Source organism: Enterococcus sp. AZ095b, assembly GCF_051714725.1.
GTDB lineage: Bacteria > Bacillota > Bacilli > Lactobacillales > Enterococcaceae > Enterococcus_B > Enterococcus_B pernyi.
Window position 1 is genome coordinate 321,937 of the sequence record NZ_JBIOSL010000001.1, and the last position, 18,820, is coordinate 340,756.

General features: G+C 36.9%; 11 protein-coding genes and 1 CRISPR repeat array. Of the genes, 9 read left to right on the forward strand and 2 right to left on the reverse strand.

Going from position 1 to position 18,820, the window contains the following annotated elements; translation table 11 throughout:
• Positions 1–407: 407 nt before the first annotated feature.
• The 6 genes from cas9 to IGJ99_RS01585 all read left to right on the forward strand — a co-directional run bounded on the left by cas9 (position 408) and on the right by IGJ99_RS01585 (position 8,958).
• Entirely contained in the window at positions 408–4,400 is a 3,993-nt protein-coding gene (gene cas9, locus IGJ99_RS01560) for a type II CRISPR RNA-guided endonuclease Cas9 (RefSeq protein WP_438770480.1), read from the forward strand.
• Positions 4,379–5,245, forward strand: a complete 867-nt coding sequence (gene cas1 / locus IGJ99_RS01565; RefSeq protein ID WP_023519018.1) for a type II CRISPR-associated endonuclease Cas1 — start codon at positions 4,379–4,381, stop codon at positions 5,243–5,245. Before cas9 ends, cas1 begins: the two co-directional genes overlap by 22 nt.
• A complete protein-coding gene (cas2, locus tag IGJ99_RS01570) occupies positions 5,242–5,586 on the forward strand; it encodes a CRISPR-associated endonuclease Cas2 (RefSeq protein WP_023519019.1) in 345 nt (114 codons plus the stop codon). The genes cas1 and cas2 overlap by 4 nt, the downstream gene beginning before the upstream one ends.
• On the forward strand, positions 5,576–6,241 hold the full coding sequence (gene csn2, locus IGJ99_RS01575; protein ID WP_041684361.1) for a type II-A CRISPR-associated protein Csn2: 666 nt from the start codon (positions 5,576–5,578) through the stop codon (positions 6,239–6,241). The genes cas2 and csn2 overlap by 11 nt, the downstream gene beginning before the upstream one ends.
• Positions 6,242–6,327: 86 nt before the next feature.
• A CRISPR array of direct repeats spans positions 6,328–8,013; the repeat unit is 36 nt; unit sequence GTTTTAGAGCTATGTTGAATTGAATGCTTCCAAAAC.
• 226 nt (positions 8,014–8,239) lie between these two features.
• On the forward strand, positions 8,240–8,602 hold the full coding sequence (locus tag IGJ99_RS01580) for a DUF1622 domain-containing protein (protein WP_010736474.1): 363 nt from the start codon (positions 8,240–8,242) through the stop codon (positions 8,600–8,602).
• On the forward strand, positions 8,602–8,958 hold the full coding sequence (locus tag IGJ99_RS01585; RefSeq protein ID WP_019724648.1) for a DUF1622 domain-containing protein: 357 nt from the start codon (positions 8,602–8,604) through the stop codon (positions 8,956–8,958). The genes IGJ99_RS01580 and IGJ99_RS01585 overlap by 1 nt, the downstream gene beginning before the upstream one ends.
• Before the next feature lie 227 nt (positions 8,959–9,185).
• On the opposite strand, the gene IGJ99_RS01590 is transcribed toward IGJ99_RS01585, so the two are convergent.
• On the reverse strand, positions 9,186–10,616 hold the full coding sequence (locus IGJ99_RS01590; RefSeq protein WP_409173731.1) for a DNA-binding protein: 1,431 nt from the start codon (positions 10,614–10,616) through the stop codon (positions 9,186–9,188).
• A gap of 499 nt (positions 10,617–11,115) precedes the next feature.
• Here IGJ99_RS01590 and tdc point away from each other — a divergent pair, with 499 nt between their 5' ends.
• The 3 genes from tdc to IGJ99_RS01605 all read left to right on the forward strand — a co-directional run bounded on the left by tdc (position 11,116) and on the right by IGJ99_RS01605 (position 17,136).
• A complete protein-coding gene (gene tdc, locus IGJ99_RS01595; RefSeq protein WP_023519022.1) occupies positions 11,116–12,951 on the forward strand; it encodes a tyrosine decarboxylase in 1,836 nt (611 codons plus the stop codon).
• Positions 12,952–12,978: 27 nt separating this feature from the next.
• Positions 12,979–14,433: an amino acid permease gene (locus tag IGJ99_RS01600; protein WP_153829941.1), complete on the forward strand. Its 1,455-nt coding sequence runs from the start codon at positions 12,979–12,981 to the stop codon at positions 14,431–14,433.
• Between the two features lie 153 nt (positions 14,434–14,586).
• Positions 14,587–17,136 carry an HAD-IC family P-type ATPase gene (locus IGJ99_RS01605; protein ID WP_023519024.1) on the forward strand — a complete coding sequence of 850 codons (2,550 nt, stop codon included), beginning with the start codon at positions 14,587–14,589 and terminating at the stop codon, positions 17,134–17,136.
• A gap of 237 nt (positions 17,137–17,373) precedes the next feature.
• Here IGJ99_RS01605 and IGJ99_RS01610 read toward each other — a convergent pair whose 3' ends face one another.
• A complete protein-coding gene (locus IGJ99_RS01610; protein WP_010736466.1) occupies positions 17,374–18,816 on the reverse strand; it encodes a helix-turn-helix domain-containing protein in 1,443 nt (480 codons plus the stop codon).
• Positions 18,817–18,820 lie beyond the last annotated feature (4 nt).

The window sequence follows — 18,820 nt, forward strand, 5'->3', positions numbered from 1 at the left end:
AGAGAGAAAGAATATGTTTCATCGACTAATAGATACAAGTAATCGAATCTCATTTTTGTTATTTAAAAAAAGGTGGTTTGATTATTTAAAATATTCTTCCAGTGGATAATCAACTAGGATCAGTCATTTTGGTTTTTTTTATTATTATGATGATTTTGAGAAAAGAGTGTGATAGGATGAATGAAAAGGGTATCATAGTTGTTTTTGTATAGTTTTTAGACGGATGAAGTCAAAAAAAGCGCCGAGACAGCGCTTGCTCCTAGAAGCTGATGACGGACAAAGCCTTATTTTAACTTGCTATATTGAATTGAATGCTACCAATGGTTTTATTATAGCATAGATTGTCAGACTTACAACAATATTTTTGATTTTGTTTTTTTATCATGTTGAGAGGTGAGGATTTAAGTATGGAAAAAGAGTATACGATTGGATTAGATATTGGGACAAATTCGGTTGGATGGGCAGTGTTGACGGATGATTATCGATTAGTCGCAAGAAAAATGAGTATTCAAGGAGACTCGAATAGAAAGAAAATAAAAAAGAATTTTTGGGGTGCACGTTTATTCGAAGAAGGTAAAACTGCACAATTTCGACGGATCAAACGAACGAACCGTCGTAGGATCGCACGAAGACGTCAAAGAGTTTTAGCATTACAAGATATTTTTGCAGAAGAGATACATAAAAAAGATCCCAATTTTTTTGCTCGGCTAGAAGAAGGAGATCGTGTGGAAGCAGACAAACGATTTGCTAAGTTTCCTGTTTTTGCTACATTGTCGGAGGAAAAAAATTATCATCGTCAATATCCGACCATCTACCATTTGAGGCATGATCTAGCAAACTCAAAAGAACAAGCAGATATTCGTTTAGTGTACTTAGCGATTGCCCATTGCTTGAAGTACAGAGGACACTTTTTGTTTGAAGGAGAATTAGATACTGAAAATACCTCGGTAACCGAAAATTATCAGCAATTTTTACAAGCATACCAACAGTTCTTTCCAGAACCTATAGGAGATTTGGATGATGCTGTCCCTATTTTGACAGAGCGGCTATCTAAGGCAAAACGAGTGGAAAAAGTATTAGCTTATTATCCATCTGAAAAAAGTACTGGAAATTTTGCTCAATTCCTTAAACTAATGGTCGGAAATCAAGCAAATTTTAAAAAGACGTTTGATTTAGAAGAAGAAATGAAGTTGAATTTTACTCGTGATTGTTATGAAGAGGATTTAAATGAACTGCTAGAAAAAACAAGTGACGATTATGCAGAATTATTTTTAAAAGCGAAGGGTGTGTATGATGCGATTTTACTTTCGCAAATCCTTTCTAAGTCAGATGATGAAACGAAAGCTAAGTTGTCTGCGAATATGAAGTTGCGCTTTGAAGAGCACCAACGAGACCTTAAACAATTAAAAGAACTAGTCCGTAGAGACTTACCTAAAAAGTACGATGATTTCTTTAAGAATCGCAGTAAGAATGGATACGCTGGGTATGTCAAGGGGAAAGCGACACAAGAAGATTTTTATAAATTTCTAAGAACAGAACTAGCTGGATTAGAGGAAAGCCAATCAATCATGGAAAAAATTGATCTAGAGATCTATCTATTGAAACAACGTACCTTTGCAAATGGGGTGATTCCTCATCAAATCCATTTAGTTGAAATGAGAGAAATTATGGATCGGCAGAAACGTTTTTATCCTTTTCTAAAAGGGGCACAAGGAAAAATCGAGAAACTACTGACGTTTCGAATCCCATATTACGTAGGACCGTTGGCACAAGAAGGTCAAAGTCCTTTCGCTTGGATCAAACGTAAGAGTCCGAGCCAAATCACTCCATGGAATTTTGCAGAAGTGGTTGATAAAGAGAATTCAGCCATTGAATTTATTGAGCGAATGACAAATCAAGATACGTATTTACCAAAGGAAAAAGTTTTACCAAAACAAAGTTTGATTTATCAAAGATTCATGATCTTCAATGAATTGACAAAAGTCAGTTATACAGATGAACGTGGCAAATCTCACTATTTTTCAAGTGAACAAAAACGCAAGATTTTTAACGAGTTGTTCAAGCAACATCCAAGAGTAACAGAAAAACAATTGAGGAAATTTTTAGAGTTGAACGAGCAGATCGATTCAACTGAAATCAAAGGAATTGAAACGTCATTCAATGCTTCTTATAGCACCTATCATGATTTGTTGAAATTATCAGATCAGATGGATACATTATTAGATGATCCCGATATGACAACGATGTTTGAAGAAATTATCAAAATTTTGACGATTTTTGAAGACAGAGAAATGATTAGGGAACAACTGAAACCGTACGAAACTGTCTTAGGTCTTCCAGCTATCAAGAAATTAGCAAAAAAACATTATACTGGTTGGGGACGGCTATCGGAAAAAATGATCCAAGGAATCCGAGAGAAGCAGTCCCGGAAAACCATTCTTGATTATTTGATCGATGATGATGATTTTCCTTGCAATCGTAATCGAAATTTCATGCAACTAATCAATGATGATCATCTTTCGTTTAAAGAAACGATTGCTAATGAATTGATCATGAGCGACTCAAACGTATTGGTTGATCAAGTGAAGGCTATCCCAGGAAGTCCTGCGGTCAAAAAAGGGATTTGGCAAAGTATCAAAATCGTCGAAGAAATCATTGGTATCATCGGTAAGGCACCTAAGAACATAGTGATTGAAATGGCACGTGAGAATCAAAGAACAAGCCGTTCAAGCCCCCGCTTAAAAGCCTTAGAAGAAGCATTGAAGAATATCGACAGTCCATTGTTGAAAGACTATCCAACAGATAATCAAGCGCTACAAAAAGATCGACTGTATTTATATTATTTGCAAAATGGAAAAGATATGTATACAGGTGAACCACTAGAGATTCATCGTTTATCAGAATATGATATTGACCATATTATTCCTAGAAGTTTTATTGTTGATAATTCTTTAGATAATAAGGTCCTAGTTTCATCAAAAGTCAATCGTGGAAAGTTAGATAATGCCCCGGACCCACTTGTTGTCAAAAGAATGCGATCACATTGGGAAAAGCTACATCAAGCAAAATTGATCAGTGACAAAAAACTAGCCAATCTTACAAAACAAAATCTGACCGAGGCAGACAAGGCAAGATTTATCCAACGCCAGTTAGTCGAAACAAGACAGATAACGAAACATGTTGCCAATCTGTTACATCAGCATTTTAATTTACCAGAAGAAGTAAGTGCGACTGAGAAAACAAGTATCATTACCTTGAAATCAACGTTGACAAGCCAATTCCGTCAGATGTTCGATATTTATAAGGTGAGAGAGATCAATCATCACCACCATGCCCACGACGCTTATTTAAACGGAGTAGTCGCAATGACTTTACTAAAAAAATATCCTAAGTTGGCACCAGAATTTGTCTACGGAAGTTATATCAAAGGGGATATCAACCAGATCAATAAAGCAACTGCAAAAAAAGAATTCTATTCTAATATCATGAAATTTTTTGAAAGTGAAGAAATCATTTGTGATGAGCAAGGTGAAGTGATTTGGAATAAAAAACGTGATCTCTCAACAATCAAGAAGACGATTGGCGCACACCAAGTGAATATCGTTAAGAAAGTAGAAAAACAAAAAGGTGGATTCTATAAGGAAACAATTAATTCAAAAGCGAATCCAGAAAAACTAATTCCAAGAAAAGCATCATTAGATCCTTTGAAATATGGTGGCTATGGTAGCCCACTTGTGGCATATACGGTGATTTTTATCTTTGAAAAAGGAAAACAGAAGAAGGTAACCAAAGGAATCGAAGGAATTACCGTTATGGAACAATTGAGATTCGAACAAGACCCACGAGAGTTTCTAAAAACAAAAGGCTATGAGGGCGTAAAACAATGGCTGATATTGCCTAAATATATATTATTCGAAGCACAAGGTGGATATCGGAGAATGATTGCGAGTCATCAAGAAACGCAAAAAGCTAACTCATTGATTTTACCTGAACATCTAGTTACATTGCTTTATCATGCAAGACATTACGATGAAATCAATCATAAAGTGAGTTTTGATTATGTCAATGCGCATAAAGAAGGGTTTAATGACATTTTTGATTTTATCTCTGACTTTGGGGTGCGTTATATTTTGGCTCCTCAACATCTTGAAAAAATAAAAGTTGCCTATGAAAAAAATAAAGAGGTAGATCTGAAAGAAATGATAGATGCTATTTTATCTTTATTGAAATTTACGTTATTTGGTGCTTCTGTTGAGTTTAAGTTTTTTGATATTAAGATATTAAAAAGATATAAGAGTTTGACCGACATTTGGGAAGCAACCATTATCTACCAATCGGTTACTGGATTATATGAAAGGCGAGTGGAGGTAAGGAAGTTATGGGATGGAGAACGCTTGTAATCAATACACATTCAAAATTGACCTATACAAACAATCATTTGATTTTTAGGAACGCAGAAAGAACAGAAAAAATCCACTTGTCAGAAATCGATGTTCTATTATTAGAAACTACGGATATCACGATTACTACAATGTTGCTCAAGCGTTTAGTGGATGAAAAAGTCCTTGTCTTGTTCTGTGATGACAAACGATTACCTACTGCAAAATTGCAGCCATTTTATAGTCGGCATGATAGCAGTTTACAATTGACTCGGCAAATCGAATGGAAGAAAGATGACAAAGCGAGTGTTTGGACTGAGATCATCACACAGAAAATCAACAATCAGCAACGTTTTTTAGAAAAGCGTTTATTTACTGAAAAAGCAGAAGCAATTGCTCAGTTGACTGCCAGTTTACAATTACTAGATCCAACCAATCGAGAAGGCCATGCAGCCAGAATTTATTTCCAAACATTGTTTGGAAATAAATTCACTAGAGAAGCAGACAATGCAATCAATGCTGGATTAGATTATGGATATACTTTATTGATGAGTCTATTTGCTCGAGAAATCGTCAAGAATGGTTGCATGACTCAATTTGGGTTGAAACATGCCAATCAGTTTAATGACTTTAACTTAGCCAGTGATTTAATGGAGCCGTTTCGCCCATTAGTCGATCAAATCGTGTACGAGGTACGTGAGAAAGAATTTCCAATAATCAAACGCAGATTATTCGATCTGTTCTTAACGAATTATTCTTATGAGAAAAAAGAGATGTTCCTGACAAATATCGTTGCAGATTATACAAAGAAAGTAATCAAAGCATTAAATAAAGAAGCGAAAGGAGTTCCACACTTCGGAATATGAGTTATCGCTATATGAGAATGATATTAATGTTCGATATGCCAACTGAAACCGTCGATGACCGCAAAGCTTATCGTCGTTTTCGAAAATTTTTGATCAGTGAAGGCTTCATCATGCATCAGTTTTCCGTCTATAGTAAACTCCTGCTTAACAATACCGCCAATCAGGTAATGATCGGTCGTTTAAAAGGGAATAATCCTAAGAAAGGGTTGATCACGATCCTTACAGTAACAGAAAAGCAATTTGGTCGAATGATTTATTTGACTGGTGAAAAAGATCAAAGTATCGGGAATCTAGATGACCGAGTGATCTTTTTAGGAGAGGAGTTCAATGATGAATCTTAATTTTTCATTACTTGATCAGCCAATGAAATTTGAGCATGCGAATTTTTTTATCATAGAAGACGTGACGGTGTTTGCTAAAATGATCCAACAGCTGTACACCTATAAAGAAAATGGTGAAGTGAAGTTATTCAATGAACGGCATGAAACGATTAAAGAAAGCGAATTGATGATGATAACAGATATTTTGGGCTTTGACATCAATTCAGCCGCGACACTGAAATTGATTTATTCAGATTTAGAAAGACAATTGAACGAAAAGCCAGAAGTGAAGTCGATGATCACTAAATTGACAGATACGATCAGTGAACTGATTGAGTATGAATTATTAGACCATGAGATGGACTTGGAAAGTGATGAGATCACGATTTTAGAATTATTCAAGGCGTTAGGAGTCAAAATAGAAACGACGAGTGATACGATTTATGAAAAAATAATCGAGATTTTACAAGTATTTAAGTATCTGACAAAAAAGAAACTATTAATCTTTATCAATGTTTGTTCGTATTTAACGTTGAAAGAAATAGAAGAAATACGATCTTATATTTCTTTATGTAACATGGATGTTCTTTTTATCGAACCAAGAAAAATTGCAGGAATCACACAAACAATCTTAGATAATGATTATTTTTTAATAGATGGTAGTATGGTAGAATAAAAGAAAATAAGTATTCAATTCTGAAGTTTTGCTATGAACGAATCGCGCGATTACGAAACTTTGTCAGAAAAAATTTTTTCTACGAGGTTTTAGAGCTATGTTGAATTGAATGCTTCCAAAACCCACCTAAAACTTTTTTAGCTAATGCGCCTGTTTTAGAGCTATGTTGAATTGAATGCTTCCAAAACTTCATCGCCAATTATTTGGTAAGCGATATTGTTTTAGAGCTATGTTGAATTGAATGCTTCCAAAACATCAAACCCATCAACGTTCTTATTCCCAACGTTTTAGAGCTATGTTGAATTGAATGCTTCCAAAACAACTGAATCGATGGGAGCAGGTACGAGTGCGTTTTAGAGCTATGTTGAATTGAATGCTTCCAAAACCGTCCGTCTGTCAATTCAGTGAAAAAACCAGTTTTAGAGCTATGTTGAATTGAATGCTTCCAAAACCAATCCTTTGAAAGATTATAATAAAAGGTAGTTTTAGAGCTATGTTGAATTGAATGCTTCCAAAACCATTCTCTATATCCCATTTACCTAACGATAGTTTTAGAGCTATGTTGAATTGAATGCTTCCAAAACTTGTTTGCGTAATTCTTTTTTATAATATTTGTTTTAGAGCTATGTTGAATTGAATGCTTCCAAAACAGTTGTCCGGATAAGAACCATCTGACGGCAGTTTTAGAGCTATGTTGAATTGAATGCTTCCAAAACTAGGCACGTTCCATCTTGCTTCATATCCGCGTTTTAGAGCTATGTTGAATTGAATGCTTCCAAAACAACCACAAAAACCCATGACGCACGACGAAGGTTTTAGAGCTATGTTGAATTGAATGCTTCCAAAACAATACAATTGCTGTCAATGACTTCGATGTTGTTTTAGAGCTATGTTGAATTGAATGCTTCCAAAACATATTTTAAGGGCTAATCAGTTTTTAAACTGTTTTAGAGCTATGTTGAATTGAATGCTTCCAAAACGATTTAACAGTGATAAACAATGAAATTAGAGTTTTAGAGCTATGTTGAATTGAATGCTTCCAAAACTGTTAACATTACTTTTCCTCCTCTTTTATTGTTTTAGAGCTATGTTGAATTGAATGCTTCCAAAACACGTTCCTCTACGGATAGCATCTGCCATTCGTTTTAGAGCTATGTTGAATTGAATGCTTCCAAAACATATTTTAAGGGCTAATCAGTTTTTAAACTGTTTTAGAGCTATGTTGAATTGAATGCTTCCAAAACGATTTAACAGTGATAAACAATGAAATTAGAGTTTTAGAGCTATGTTGAATTGAATGCTTCCAAAACTGTTAACATTACTTTTCCTCCTCTTTTATTGTTTTAGAGCTATGTTGAATTGAATGCTTCCAAAACCGTATCCGTCAACTTGTTTGTACATCTTGTGTTTTAGAGCTATGTTGAATTGAATGCTTCCAAAACATATTAATCATGTTTATTCACCTTCATTCCGTTTTAGAGCTATGTTGAATTGAATGCTTCCAAAACTTTTCACCTTTGATTACTGGATTCCGAGTGGTTTTAGAGCTATGTTGAATTGAATGCTTCCAAAACTCATAATAACCAGCAGAGCTAGGATCAGCAGTTTTAGAGCTATGTTGAATTGAATGCTTCCAAAACCGTTGCTCATACTTTTCCAATTGACGTTCTGTTTTAGAGCTATGTTGAATTGAATGCTTCCAAAACTTTCTCAATTGGTGTTAACCCTGCACACTGGTTTTAGAGCTATGTTGAATTGAATGCTTCCAAAACAATGAATGGACGAATAATAATCCTTAGAGAGTTTTAGAGCTATGTTGAATTGTCTGCCATTACTAGCTATACTGGATCTCAGTAAAAAGATGATAGTGGGATTCACTAATAAAAAGTACAGAGTCAGAAGAAAACACAGACACTTGTGTTTTCTTTTTTTGCTCAAACTGGACGAAACTCTTTACTCTTAGTAGGATAGGAGTAGAAGAAAAAGTGGGGTGTAAAGATGTTTAGTGAAACGTTGGTCCATTTGTTGGAATGGGTGACTGCGATTTTGAATATTTTCTCGATTTTAGTCTTGTTGGTTGGAATTTTTTTAGTTTTAAAAAATTTGATGTTGGAACGTCCATTGATTAAAGATTATGCGACACGTAATCGGCGCAATGCGGATATTCGAAAACTACTAGCTAGTTACATTTTGTTGAGTTTAGAAGTACTGATCGTGGCAGATCTCATCGAATCTGTCATTAAACCAACTTGGACAGACATTTTAAAATTAGCATTGATCATTATCATTCGCACGATCATCTCTTATTTCTTAAATTTAGAAATTGCGAGTCATGTATCGCATGAAAGAAGGGAAGTTTGATGGAGATCAGTTGGATGACACTGCTTTATCCATATCTTGAATGGTTGGTCTTGATTTTAGATATTTTTGCCATTGTGGTCTTATTATGGGGAGGCTTTCTTTCAATCAAAGATTTTTTGAAAGATTCCTTGAATCCGTCATTCAAACAAAATGAACGGATTCATCAAAATAATGGCATCAAAAAAATGCTGGGTGGGTATATCTTGTTGAGTTTAGAGATATTGATTTCTGCTGGGATCATCGAGTCGATCATCAAACCGACATTACAAGATATTTTTCAGTTGGCCGCATTAGTTGTGATTCGTACGATCATCTCTTACTTCTTGAATAAAGAAATCGGCCCAGCAGATGTCTAAGTTTGCATCATCATAGGCAGAATGGGTAAATGATATTAGTGATCACGTCTCTTAAAATTGAATAGTTTTTCAGAAAGTAACGATTATAAAAAAGCTAGAAAAGCTAAAATCTTGTAGGATGAATTTTTGGTTTTCTAGCTTTTTTTATGGAACTGTCTAGCTTTGCACACACTTTATACGACAGAATAAATGTGTGCAAGAGTTACTATTACGAAAGTATGCCTTCCTCATGAACTACTTTTTACAAGCAGTATAATTGCTTGTTCCACTGTTTCGACTGAGATTGGAATAATTTGTTCCATGGACAAGGCCACAGGTGTGTAGAGTGTACGTTCACACAACAGCCGGTTAGATGAGGCTGCCACAAAATCGATAGCTTCTTTACTTAATTGTTTATAAATCATTGGCTCGACGGAAATGTCACATGTCGTAACAGCCTCTAAAGCTTCGCGATAAATCAGGTATTTGATATCTGAGTTGGTCACGATCCGCACAGTTAATTTTTGTTTATCTAAGCGTAAAATGCCAGTCAATTCAATAACGAATGACCGCAGACAATTTGGATTGATCTTTAATTGATAAGGAAGTGCATGGCTCCAATCGCTAACGATCCGTTTTACTTCTTCAAATAACTCTCGTTGTTCATCGGTCAATAAATGAAATTTTTCAGGTAAGAACAATTGATAGTTTTTCCAAACAGAACGCAAAATACGTATCAAAGCACGTTCAAAAGCTTTGTTTCCAAGAAAAGCATGATCAAAATGTTGTTCAAATTGTTGGATCAATTGTTTTGTCTCTGGATTATTTTCAATAAAGACCTGATGCAGTTGGGCAAAATCCTGCTCGATTGCTTCATAAGAATCAAATCCATAATCACATAAATTGAAGAGTATCAGAATAAAATAAAATTCATTTGGTTGAAAAAATTGCTTAAACGGACTTTCTTCCCAAGCTGCAAGAACGAAATGATAAATCGGTCTCTTTTTGATTTCATCGATGAAGGATTGATCGATTGATAGCGGGGCGTCTTTTTGATAGAACAGACTGATCAGAAAGCCTGTTTGCAAAATCTCTTGGGTATCCCGATCATAGATCCGCCCACTTTTTTTCGTGACTGCTTGAATAAACTCTTGCGCTTGGACATCAAAGGAGCAAGGAAGAGAGAGGTCAGGCAATGTGCCTGTCCGATAGCTCACATTTAGCAAAACCAAGCGTCTTTCGATGTTAGTAAAGTGAGGGGAATGATGTTCAATGGCGATATCGCATGCTTGAAAGTAGTCTAACACTTGTTTCTTCAATGCGTAAGCTTTGCTGACTGAAACAAATTCGAGTTCGGTCAATTGGATATAATCTGGTTCATCTTCTAAGTAAAGAAGGCAAGTTTTTAAAAATAAAGACGGCCGAGAGAGTCGTTGCATCAATTGGAAGCGAGAAGTTGTTGGTGCGAAGTATAAAGAATAGGTTTCTTTTTCTTTTGATTGATAAATGATTTGGTCGCTCAATTCTCTACTTAATGATTTGATATCATTCAACAGAGTGGTTTGACAAACATGTAACAAAGTAGCTGTCGTTGGAAGATGGACTTCCTTATTTACATAAAACTGTCCACAAAGAAAGAGTTGGCGTAAGAGATTTTTCTCAAGATAATGTTCAATCATGGGGAATCCTCCCTATTTGTATAGTCATGCACAAGCACTTAGCTATTATGCCATGTTTTTTGTAGATACGCATCTATCACCCAATCTTTCTTAGCAAACAAGATGCTAAATTTACTTATTTTTGTTATTGTATCTGTTTTAATTAAAAAAATTGGGAACTGATTGATAAAAAGAACCAAATAGAAAAAACAAATATGAATATTTTTCAACGAATAAGTACATTTGATTTCTTTTTTTTTGTTCGTGACTTAAACGTTATAATCAATAAATTGAACCATTCTTAGATAGGGAGTTTAGTCACATCGTTCGTTTTTTTGAGCTAAAAATACAGAATAATCAGACTTTATTTTTTTTGTCTTCAAAGTAAGAAATATAAAGATATGTTATTAAAAAAATTTTTTTAAAATTTGAGCGTATAGTCAAACACGTAAACTGATCAAGCAACAACAGCCGGCTGATTATTTCCTGTGATCAGGTAACAAGAGAGGAGAAATGAATCATGAAAGATATGGACATCAAAGCCGTCTTTATTGGCGACAAAGCAGAAAATGGCCAAGTGTATAAAATGTTATTGAATAAGATGGTGGATGAACATTTAGGTTGGCGTGAAAATTATTTGCCAGCTGACCTTCCCGCAATCAGTGAAGCAGACAAATCAACAACATCTTATCTTGCGACTCGACAACATATGATGGAGGTCTTAGATGAAGTCAGTGAACGAATGCGTGCCGGTTCAATTCCTTGGCATTCAGCCGGACGTTATTGGGGACAAATGAATGCAGAAACATTGATGCCAGCTTTGTTGGCTTATCACTTTGCGATGCTTTGGAATCCTAATAACGTGGCATTGGAATCCTCAATGGCCACGTCACAAATGGAAGCAGAAATCGGAGAAGACTTTGCGAAGCTGTTCAGTATGCCGAATGGTTGGGGCCATCTGACAGCGGATGGTTCAATTGCGAATTTAGAAGGTCTATGGTATGCCCGTTGTATCAAATCGATTCCTTTAGCGGTCAAAGAAACTTACCCTGAAAAAGTGAAAGACCTATCGGATTGGGAATTACTTAATCTATCTGTAGAAGAAATCTTAGAAATGATCGAAACATTTACTGATGAAGAATTAGATCGAGTCAAAGCTGCATCTTCACGAAGTGGGAAACACATCCAAGAATTGGGCAAATGGCTTGTTCCTCAAACCAAACACTATTCATGGATGAAAGCATTAGATATTTGTGGTGTCGGGTTGGATCAAATGATCGCGATCCCCGTTGATGACTGCTACCGAATGGATGTCCAAGTATTGGAAAAGACGATTCGTGAACTAGCTATCCAACATATCCCCATCCTAGGTGTGGTCGCTGTTGTAGGTACAACAGAAGAAGGACAAGTCGATCGTGTCGATCAAATCGTTGAACTTAGAGAAAAATTGAAAGATGAAGGCATTTATTTCTACCTTCACGTGGATGCAGCTTATGGTGGCTATGCCCGTTGCTTGTTCATGAATGAAGCGTATGAATTTGTACCTTACGCATCATTAGCAGAATTTTATGAAGAACATCATGTTTTCCATCATGAAGTGAAAATCGAACGAAGTGTTTATGAAGGATTCAAGGCAATCAGTGAAGCCGAATCAGTGACTGTTGATCCCCATAAAATGGGCTATGTACCTTATGCGGCAGGAGGAATCACGATCAAACATAAAAGTATGCGGAATATCATCTCTTATTTTGCACCTTATGTGTTTGAAAAATCCGTTAAAGCACCAGATATGTTAGGTGCTTATATTTTAGAAGGTTCAAAAGCTGGGGCAACGGCTGCGGCAGTTTGGACGGCACACCGAGTTCTGCCTTTGAATGTCACTGGCTATGGTCAATTGATTGGTGCATCGATCGAAGCCGCTCAACGTTTCCGAGAATTTCTTGATCAATTAAGCTTTACTGTCAATGGGAAAACAATCGAAGTCTATCCATTGAATCATCCAGATTTCAATATGGTCGATTGGGCATTCAAAGTCCAAGGTTGTACAGATTTAAAAGAAATCAACCGTTTGAATGAAGAAATGTTTGATGTGTCCTCTTATATGGAAGGTGATGTGTACGCAGAACGCTTTATCACTTCTCATACGACCTTCACGCAAGCGGATTATGGCGATTCTCCAGTAGCATTTGTTGAAAGCATGGGTGTTCCAAAAGAGGAATGGCAAAAAGAACAACAAGTTACTTTGTTGCGAGCTGCGATCATGACTCCGTATTTAACCGATGACAACATCTTTGCTTATTATACCGAAGCCATCAAACACGCAATGGAAGAAAAACTAAGAGAAGTTCTTGCGTAGTTTTAGTGATAGAAAGAAGGATCAATCATGACAGACTCAAAATCTACCAAACAACTGTCAACGTTAACGTTTATTGGGATGACTTGCGCTTTAGTCGCAAGCGTCCGCAATATTCCTGATGTCGCTGCCACTGGTTGGACGATGTTGTTTTATATGTTAGTTGCTGTACTCTTTTATGCGTTTCCGATCTCTCTGATCTCAGGAGAGTTTGCAGGGATGTTTCCTCAAAAGGGAGGGCCAGAACTGTGGGTCTCTCAATCCCTCGGTAGAAAATGGGGATTTGTCGTCTCTTGGCTTTTATGGGTTCAAATGTTTCCAGGGATGGTCATGGTTGCCTCAGCACTTGCCCCATTGTTTGGCAACATGGTCAATAACGTCCCATTGGGCTTGAATAGTAAATTCACATTGCTCGTGATTTTAGTCGTTTATTGGATCATCACACTATTGAACTTAAAATTCGACATGGCAAAAATTGGCGGGAAAATCGGTGTCTGGTTGGGGTTGTATGTCCCGTTGGCATTGATGCTCCTATTAGGTGCCGCAGCATGGATCAAGATCGGTATTATGCCAAATGGAACATTAGGGAAATTTTCTTGGGATCTTTTAGTTCCCGATCCAAGTACTGCAAAATCATTCGTTTATTTTGCACCGATCATGTTCATTTTTACTGGAATCGAAATGTCTTCTGTTTATATCACTCGATTGGCACATCCAGTTAAAACTTATATACGCGGTATTTTCGCTGCGTTAGTCTTTTTATTTGTGGTAAATACGCTGAATGCGTTAGTCGTTGCCAATGTGGTACCAAAGGGTCAAATGGAGTTGAATAATATTGCTCAATCCATTTCGATCGATTGCCAAATTCTTGGCTTGCCACATATGATTGTGAACCTATTCAGCTTACTTGTATTTGTCGGTGTCGCTGTACAATTGTCTGCTTGGGCTTCTGGTCCAGCCAAAACTGTTACAGAAAGTGCAAGAAAAGGCGCGTATCCTCCTCGTTTCAATTTTTGGAAAACCAATGAATTTGATGTGTCAAAAGCGGTGATCTTGACACAATCCATTATCATTTCTGTATTTGCACTATTCTATTTATTGATTCCCGGAGTCAATCAAGCATTTTTGATGTTAGTAAATGCAACGACAGTGATTTATTGTATCGTCTATCTTATCATGGGTGTCGCATTCTTACGTTTTAGAAAAACAAATCCAACTATCCCTCGTCCATTTCGCATCGGTAAAAAAGAGGGAAATGGGAATCTCGGTGCATGGCTTGTTGTGTTAGTCTTATTTGCAGCAATCGTTTTTTCTGTCGGACTTACATTAAAAGCTGGTACATGGATCAACTTTGTGGCTGTCGCATTGATCAGCGGCATTCTTTTTGTTGCCCCATTATGTATCGAAAAAATTAGAAAACCTTCTTGGGAACAAGAAATAAAGAACAAATTGAGTGAACAAAAATCAACGAAGCAATCGGAGTAAAGGCAAAAATTTTCGTTTGAAAAGCAAACCTAGAAACCTGGCTCATATTAAATCACACTAATTATTTCATGTTTGCCTGAAATAATCGACATAAGAAACCCTCCTTTTTACGTATAATAAGTATTATCAAATGAAATACAGGAGGGATTGCCGATGACATGGTACAAAGAAACTGCTGAAGAAACAATGAATAAATTAAAGACGACCAAAGATGGTCTTTCAAATCAAGAACGTACCAGTCGTTTAGAAATACAAGGAAGAAATGAAATAGAGGTAAAAAAGAAAGTCAGTCCGCTTCGGAAATTTTTGAAGCATTTTACGGATTTGTTGATGATCATCCTTATGGTGGCTTCTGTCTTGAAGTTTTTAACGGGTGATTATATTGAAGGTAGTATTATTTTACTTGTAGTGATCATCAATAGTTTTGTTGGTTATTGGCAAGAAAGAAAAGCAGAAGAGTCACTCAATGGGCTAAAAAGTTTAATGAGTCAAGACGCAGTGGTTCTTTCTGAAGGCGTCAAGAAAAGTATTCCTGCCACTGAGATCGTGCAAGGGGATATAGTTAGTTTAACAGCTGGAGATGTCGTGCCTGCCGATATTCGTTTAGTCGAAACATATGGTTTGATGATCGAAGAAGCTGCGTTGACCGGTGAATCCGATGCGGTCGAGAAAATAAGTGAGCCGTTAGTCGACGAATTAGGCGCAGGAGATCAACTCAATATGGCTTTTTCAGGTACACTTGTCCAAGCTGGATCGGCACTTGGTGTCGTCGTTGAAACAGGGAATACGACGGAGATTGGAAAAATCAATCAAGCATTACAATCAGTCCAACAACAAACAACCCCTTTGGTTCGCAAGATCCATCAGTTAAACAAGCAAATCTTCAGAGGAATCGTTTTTCTAAGTTTATTCTTGATTTTCTTTACCTCATTTAGGTATGGCTTAGAGTGGAACTTTTTATTCTCAACAATCATTGCGTTGATCGTTTCTATGATCCCAGAAGGCTTGCCAGCGGTATTGACGATGATCCTCTCACTTGGGGTCAATGAAATGGCACAAGAACAAGCGATTATCAAAGGATTACCTTCTGTTGAAACACTTGGTTCAATGACGGTGATCTGTTCAGATAAAACGGGTACGTTGACCAAAAATGAAATGACTGTTGTGGAAACAATGACAGAAGATGAGACACGCTTACTTGAAATCATGAAAAATTGTCAAGAAGTGCAAACGAAAGAGGATCAAGTAGTGGAAACGTTGAGTGGCAATCCAACTGAGCTAGCTTTATTACGATACACAGCTGAACAGAATCTTCCCCTAAAAACGTCGCTTGCTAAATTGCCATTTAGCTCAAGTTATAAATATATGGCAACATTGCATGAAGAACAGGACCATGCAGTAGTGTTTGTCAAAGGAGCGCCAGAAGTTTTATTATCGAGATCTTCTTTGTCACAATCAGAACAGCAACAATGGATCAACCAAGCATCACAGCTAGCGAAAAAAGGCCAACGTGTATTAGGGTTCGCCTACAAGCAAATGCCTATTGAGCAAGAGTTAGACCATGCACAGTTGCAACAACTGACATTTGTTGGGATTGCAGGAATCATTGATCCACCAAAAGAGAGTGCGATCCAAGCGGTAAGAGAATGTCAGCAAGCAGGGATCTCAGTGAAAATGATTACTGGTGACCACAAAGACACAGCCCAAGCAATTGCGGATCAAATCGGATTGAAGCATACGAGTAATGTCCTTGAAGGAATCGATATCGATCGACTCTCTGATCAAGATTTAGCGAAGAAAGTGAGCAAAGTCGATGTCTTTGCTCGAACGACTCCGGAGCATAAATTGAGGATCGTAGAAGCTTTGCAGAAGAATGGTGAAATCGTTGGGATGACCGGTGATGGTGTCAATGACGCGCCCGCATTGAAGCGAGCAGATGTGGGAATCGCTATGGGGATCAAAGGAAGTGAAGTCAGTAAACAAGCCGCAGATATGGTATTAGGCGATGACAACTTCCATACGATCGCTAAAGCAGTCAAAGAAGGACGGCGGATTTTAGATAATTTACAAAAAACGATCAGCTTCTTCTTACCTACATCTTTAGCACAAGGCTTGGTGATCATCTGGGCATTACTTGCGAATCAGCCATTGCCTTTGACACCGATCCAAATCTTATGGGTCAATATGGTGACAACAATCACGTTATCCTATGCTTTAGGTTTTGAACAAGCAAGTAAAGACACGATGAGTCGGCCACCAAGAGATCCTAACCAAGGGATTTTGACGAAGTACAATGTTTTCCGGATTTTCTATGTGTCCCTCTTGATCATTATCCCAGCTTATTGGTTGGCAATGCAGTTTGAAGGTCAAGCCTTACAACAAACTGTTCTTTTACAAAATATTGTTGCTGCCCAAGCCGTCTATATGATCAATTGCCGTGAGCAAGTCGATGCTTCATTGAATAAAGGCTTCTTCCAAAATAAATTCTTATTTATTTCATTAGGTATTTTATTTGTCCTCCAAACTGGAGTCATTTATCTACCCTTTGCGCAACAAGTCATTGAAACAACAAGTTTGAGCTTTGCTCAACATTTACCAATCCTTGTAAATGTACTTCTATTATTTACAATCGTAGAAGTCGAGAAACGAATCAGTAAAACATGGATTAAAAGAAAAGAAAGAGAAGCTTTTGCCGGTAACTGAGAATCGTCGATCGTTTAAGAGATAAAGTCAAAGCGACAGTCTTCCCCCTAGGTTACTGTAGAGGAAGGCTGTCGCTTTTTATGGTTTAATACTTGGAGCTGAACGCTTCTTTTAAAACCTGATAAACGGTGTTCGAAAAGCTGACCTTCAACATTAAGCTAAAAAATCAAAAAATATGGGGAGCTATTTTCTGATTTTCTATCTTACTGCTCAGGTCAAAGCGCTTTTCTCACAACCTTACAAATAACTTCTAAATGTGAGTTCGGTCAATTGGTCGAGCTCATTTTTTGTTGGTATGGTAGAGATGTAGATGATTGGTATCGGGACTTGGTCGAGGGGGGTGTTTGAGACGAACAAGTCGTTTTTATGGAACGTGATGTCAGAAAGTTGAGATAATTCTACTGGAATCAATTGAACTCGTTTCCCAAAGTAATCATTTAATTCTTGTTGCAAAAAGGCTTTCCAAGAGGGTTCGCCTTGAAAGAAGAAATACAGGTTCAATTTATTTGGACGAACGGATAAGATTGCTTGTTGGATCAAGAAGGATAGTAGGCGTAGAAAGTATTCGTCTTCTTGAATAGGCAACTCTTGTTTCAGTTGCTCAAGTAATTCTTGTTTGAATGGGTACAACTGCGGATATTGTTGCTCATATTCTTCCAAAAAATAGTGATATTGCAAATTCAGCTGCTCGATCAAGATAGGTGATTCATGGTATTTCAACAGTAACAAAATCAGGTTATCAGCAAGTTTTGTTTCGTTTAGTTTTTCTAAGTGCAAGGTATCAGCTAAATCCTGAACGAATTGTTTGATCTTGCCTGAAAAAGGATAACTTTGCAAGATATCTGCCACGGGTTCTTGGTATTGATTGTTGTAATTCCAACTTTCTAAAAAGCAAAAGAAAGCAAAAATCAATTCATCTTTTTGTAAATACACGCCTTCTAATTCATAAAGTTCGGTTAATTCAGTAGCATACGTGGAGTAAAGAGTATCTTCAGGTTTAAAGAAAGAGTCCTTGATACGGCAATTTGCCTTGACACGTATCGTGTTGATGAAAAACCAGCAAATTCCAAAGATCTCTTCTGTTTCAACAGAAAAAGGGGTTTGCTTCAAGCGTTTCAAAAAACGAAAGTAATGGGATTCATGGATGGAATAATCTTCAAAAAAATAATTATTATGAGTAAATGGCATCAAAAGACGATGATAAAACAAGCGGATCGCATTCTCAGAACCACTCATCGTACTTGTATATTTTGTCAGCTTGATCTGTAACCCATAACGAAGGAGTTGGCGATTGACTTTTCTTGTATGACGTTTCAGCGTTTCGTAAGAAAGTCCATTGACTGCTAAAAAATTGGTTGTGGAACATTCTTTTGTAAACAATAGTTCTTTGATCAATTGTACACTAACGGATTGTTTTAGAAACAATTCCCACAGATCATTGGCAAGTAGATTTTTTTGATTGAGTAAACGAATCCCTGACTGATCACTATCGATCAACCAGCCATCAGGTAATTGTGAGCGGATGACTTGTAAGTCGGAAAAAATCGTACGTTCCGTTGTATTGGTTTCTTCAGCAAGCTCATTGACAGTGATTTTGGGATGGTTCAAAAGTAGTTCAATCAGCGTGACTTGTCGTTGTAAATCTTTTTCAGTGATGATTTGGTGCATGAGCGAGTACATCCAA

Coding starts and splice junctions, on each gene's coding strand:
- IGJ99_RS01610 (WP_010736466.1), bottom strand. CDS start 18,816: ATGTACTCGCTCATGCACCAAATCATCACTGAAAAAGATTTACAACGA.
- IGJ99_RS01585 (WP_019724648.1), top strand. CDS start 8,602: ATGGAGATCAGTTGGATGACACTGCTTTATCCATATCTTGAATGGTTG.
- cas1 (WP_023519018.1), top strand. CDS start 4,379: ATGGGATGGAGAACGCTTGTAATCAATACACATTCAAAATTGACCTAT.
- tdc (WP_023519022.1), top strand. CDS start 11,116: ATGAAAGATATGGACATCAAAGCCGTCTTTATTGGCGACAAAGCAGAA.
- IGJ99_RS01580 (WP_010736474.1), top strand. CDS start 8,240: ATGTTTAGTGAAACGTTGGTCCATTTGTTGGAATGGGTGACTGCGATT.
- csn2 (WP_041684361.1), top strand. CDS start 5,576: ATGAATCTTAATTTTTCATTACTTGATCAGCCAATGAAATTTGAGCAT.
- cas2 (WP_023519019.1), top strand. CDS start 5,242: ATGAGTTATCGCTATATGAGAATGATATTAATGTTCGATATGCCAACT.
- cas9 (WP_438770480.1), top strand. CDS start 408: ATGGAAAAAGAGTATACGATTGGATTAGATATTGGGACAAATTCGGTT.
- IGJ99_RS01590 (WP_409173731.1), bottom strand. CDS start 10,616: ATGATTGAACATTATCTTGAGAAAAATCTCTTACGCCAACTCTTTCTT.
- IGJ99_RS01600 (WP_153829941.1), top strand. CDS start 12,979: ATGACAGACTCAAAATCTACCAAACAACTGTCAACGTTAACGTTTATT.
- IGJ99_RS01605 (WP_023519024.1), top strand. CDS start 14,587: ATGACATGGTACAAAGAAACTGCTGAAGAAACAATGAATAAATTAAAG.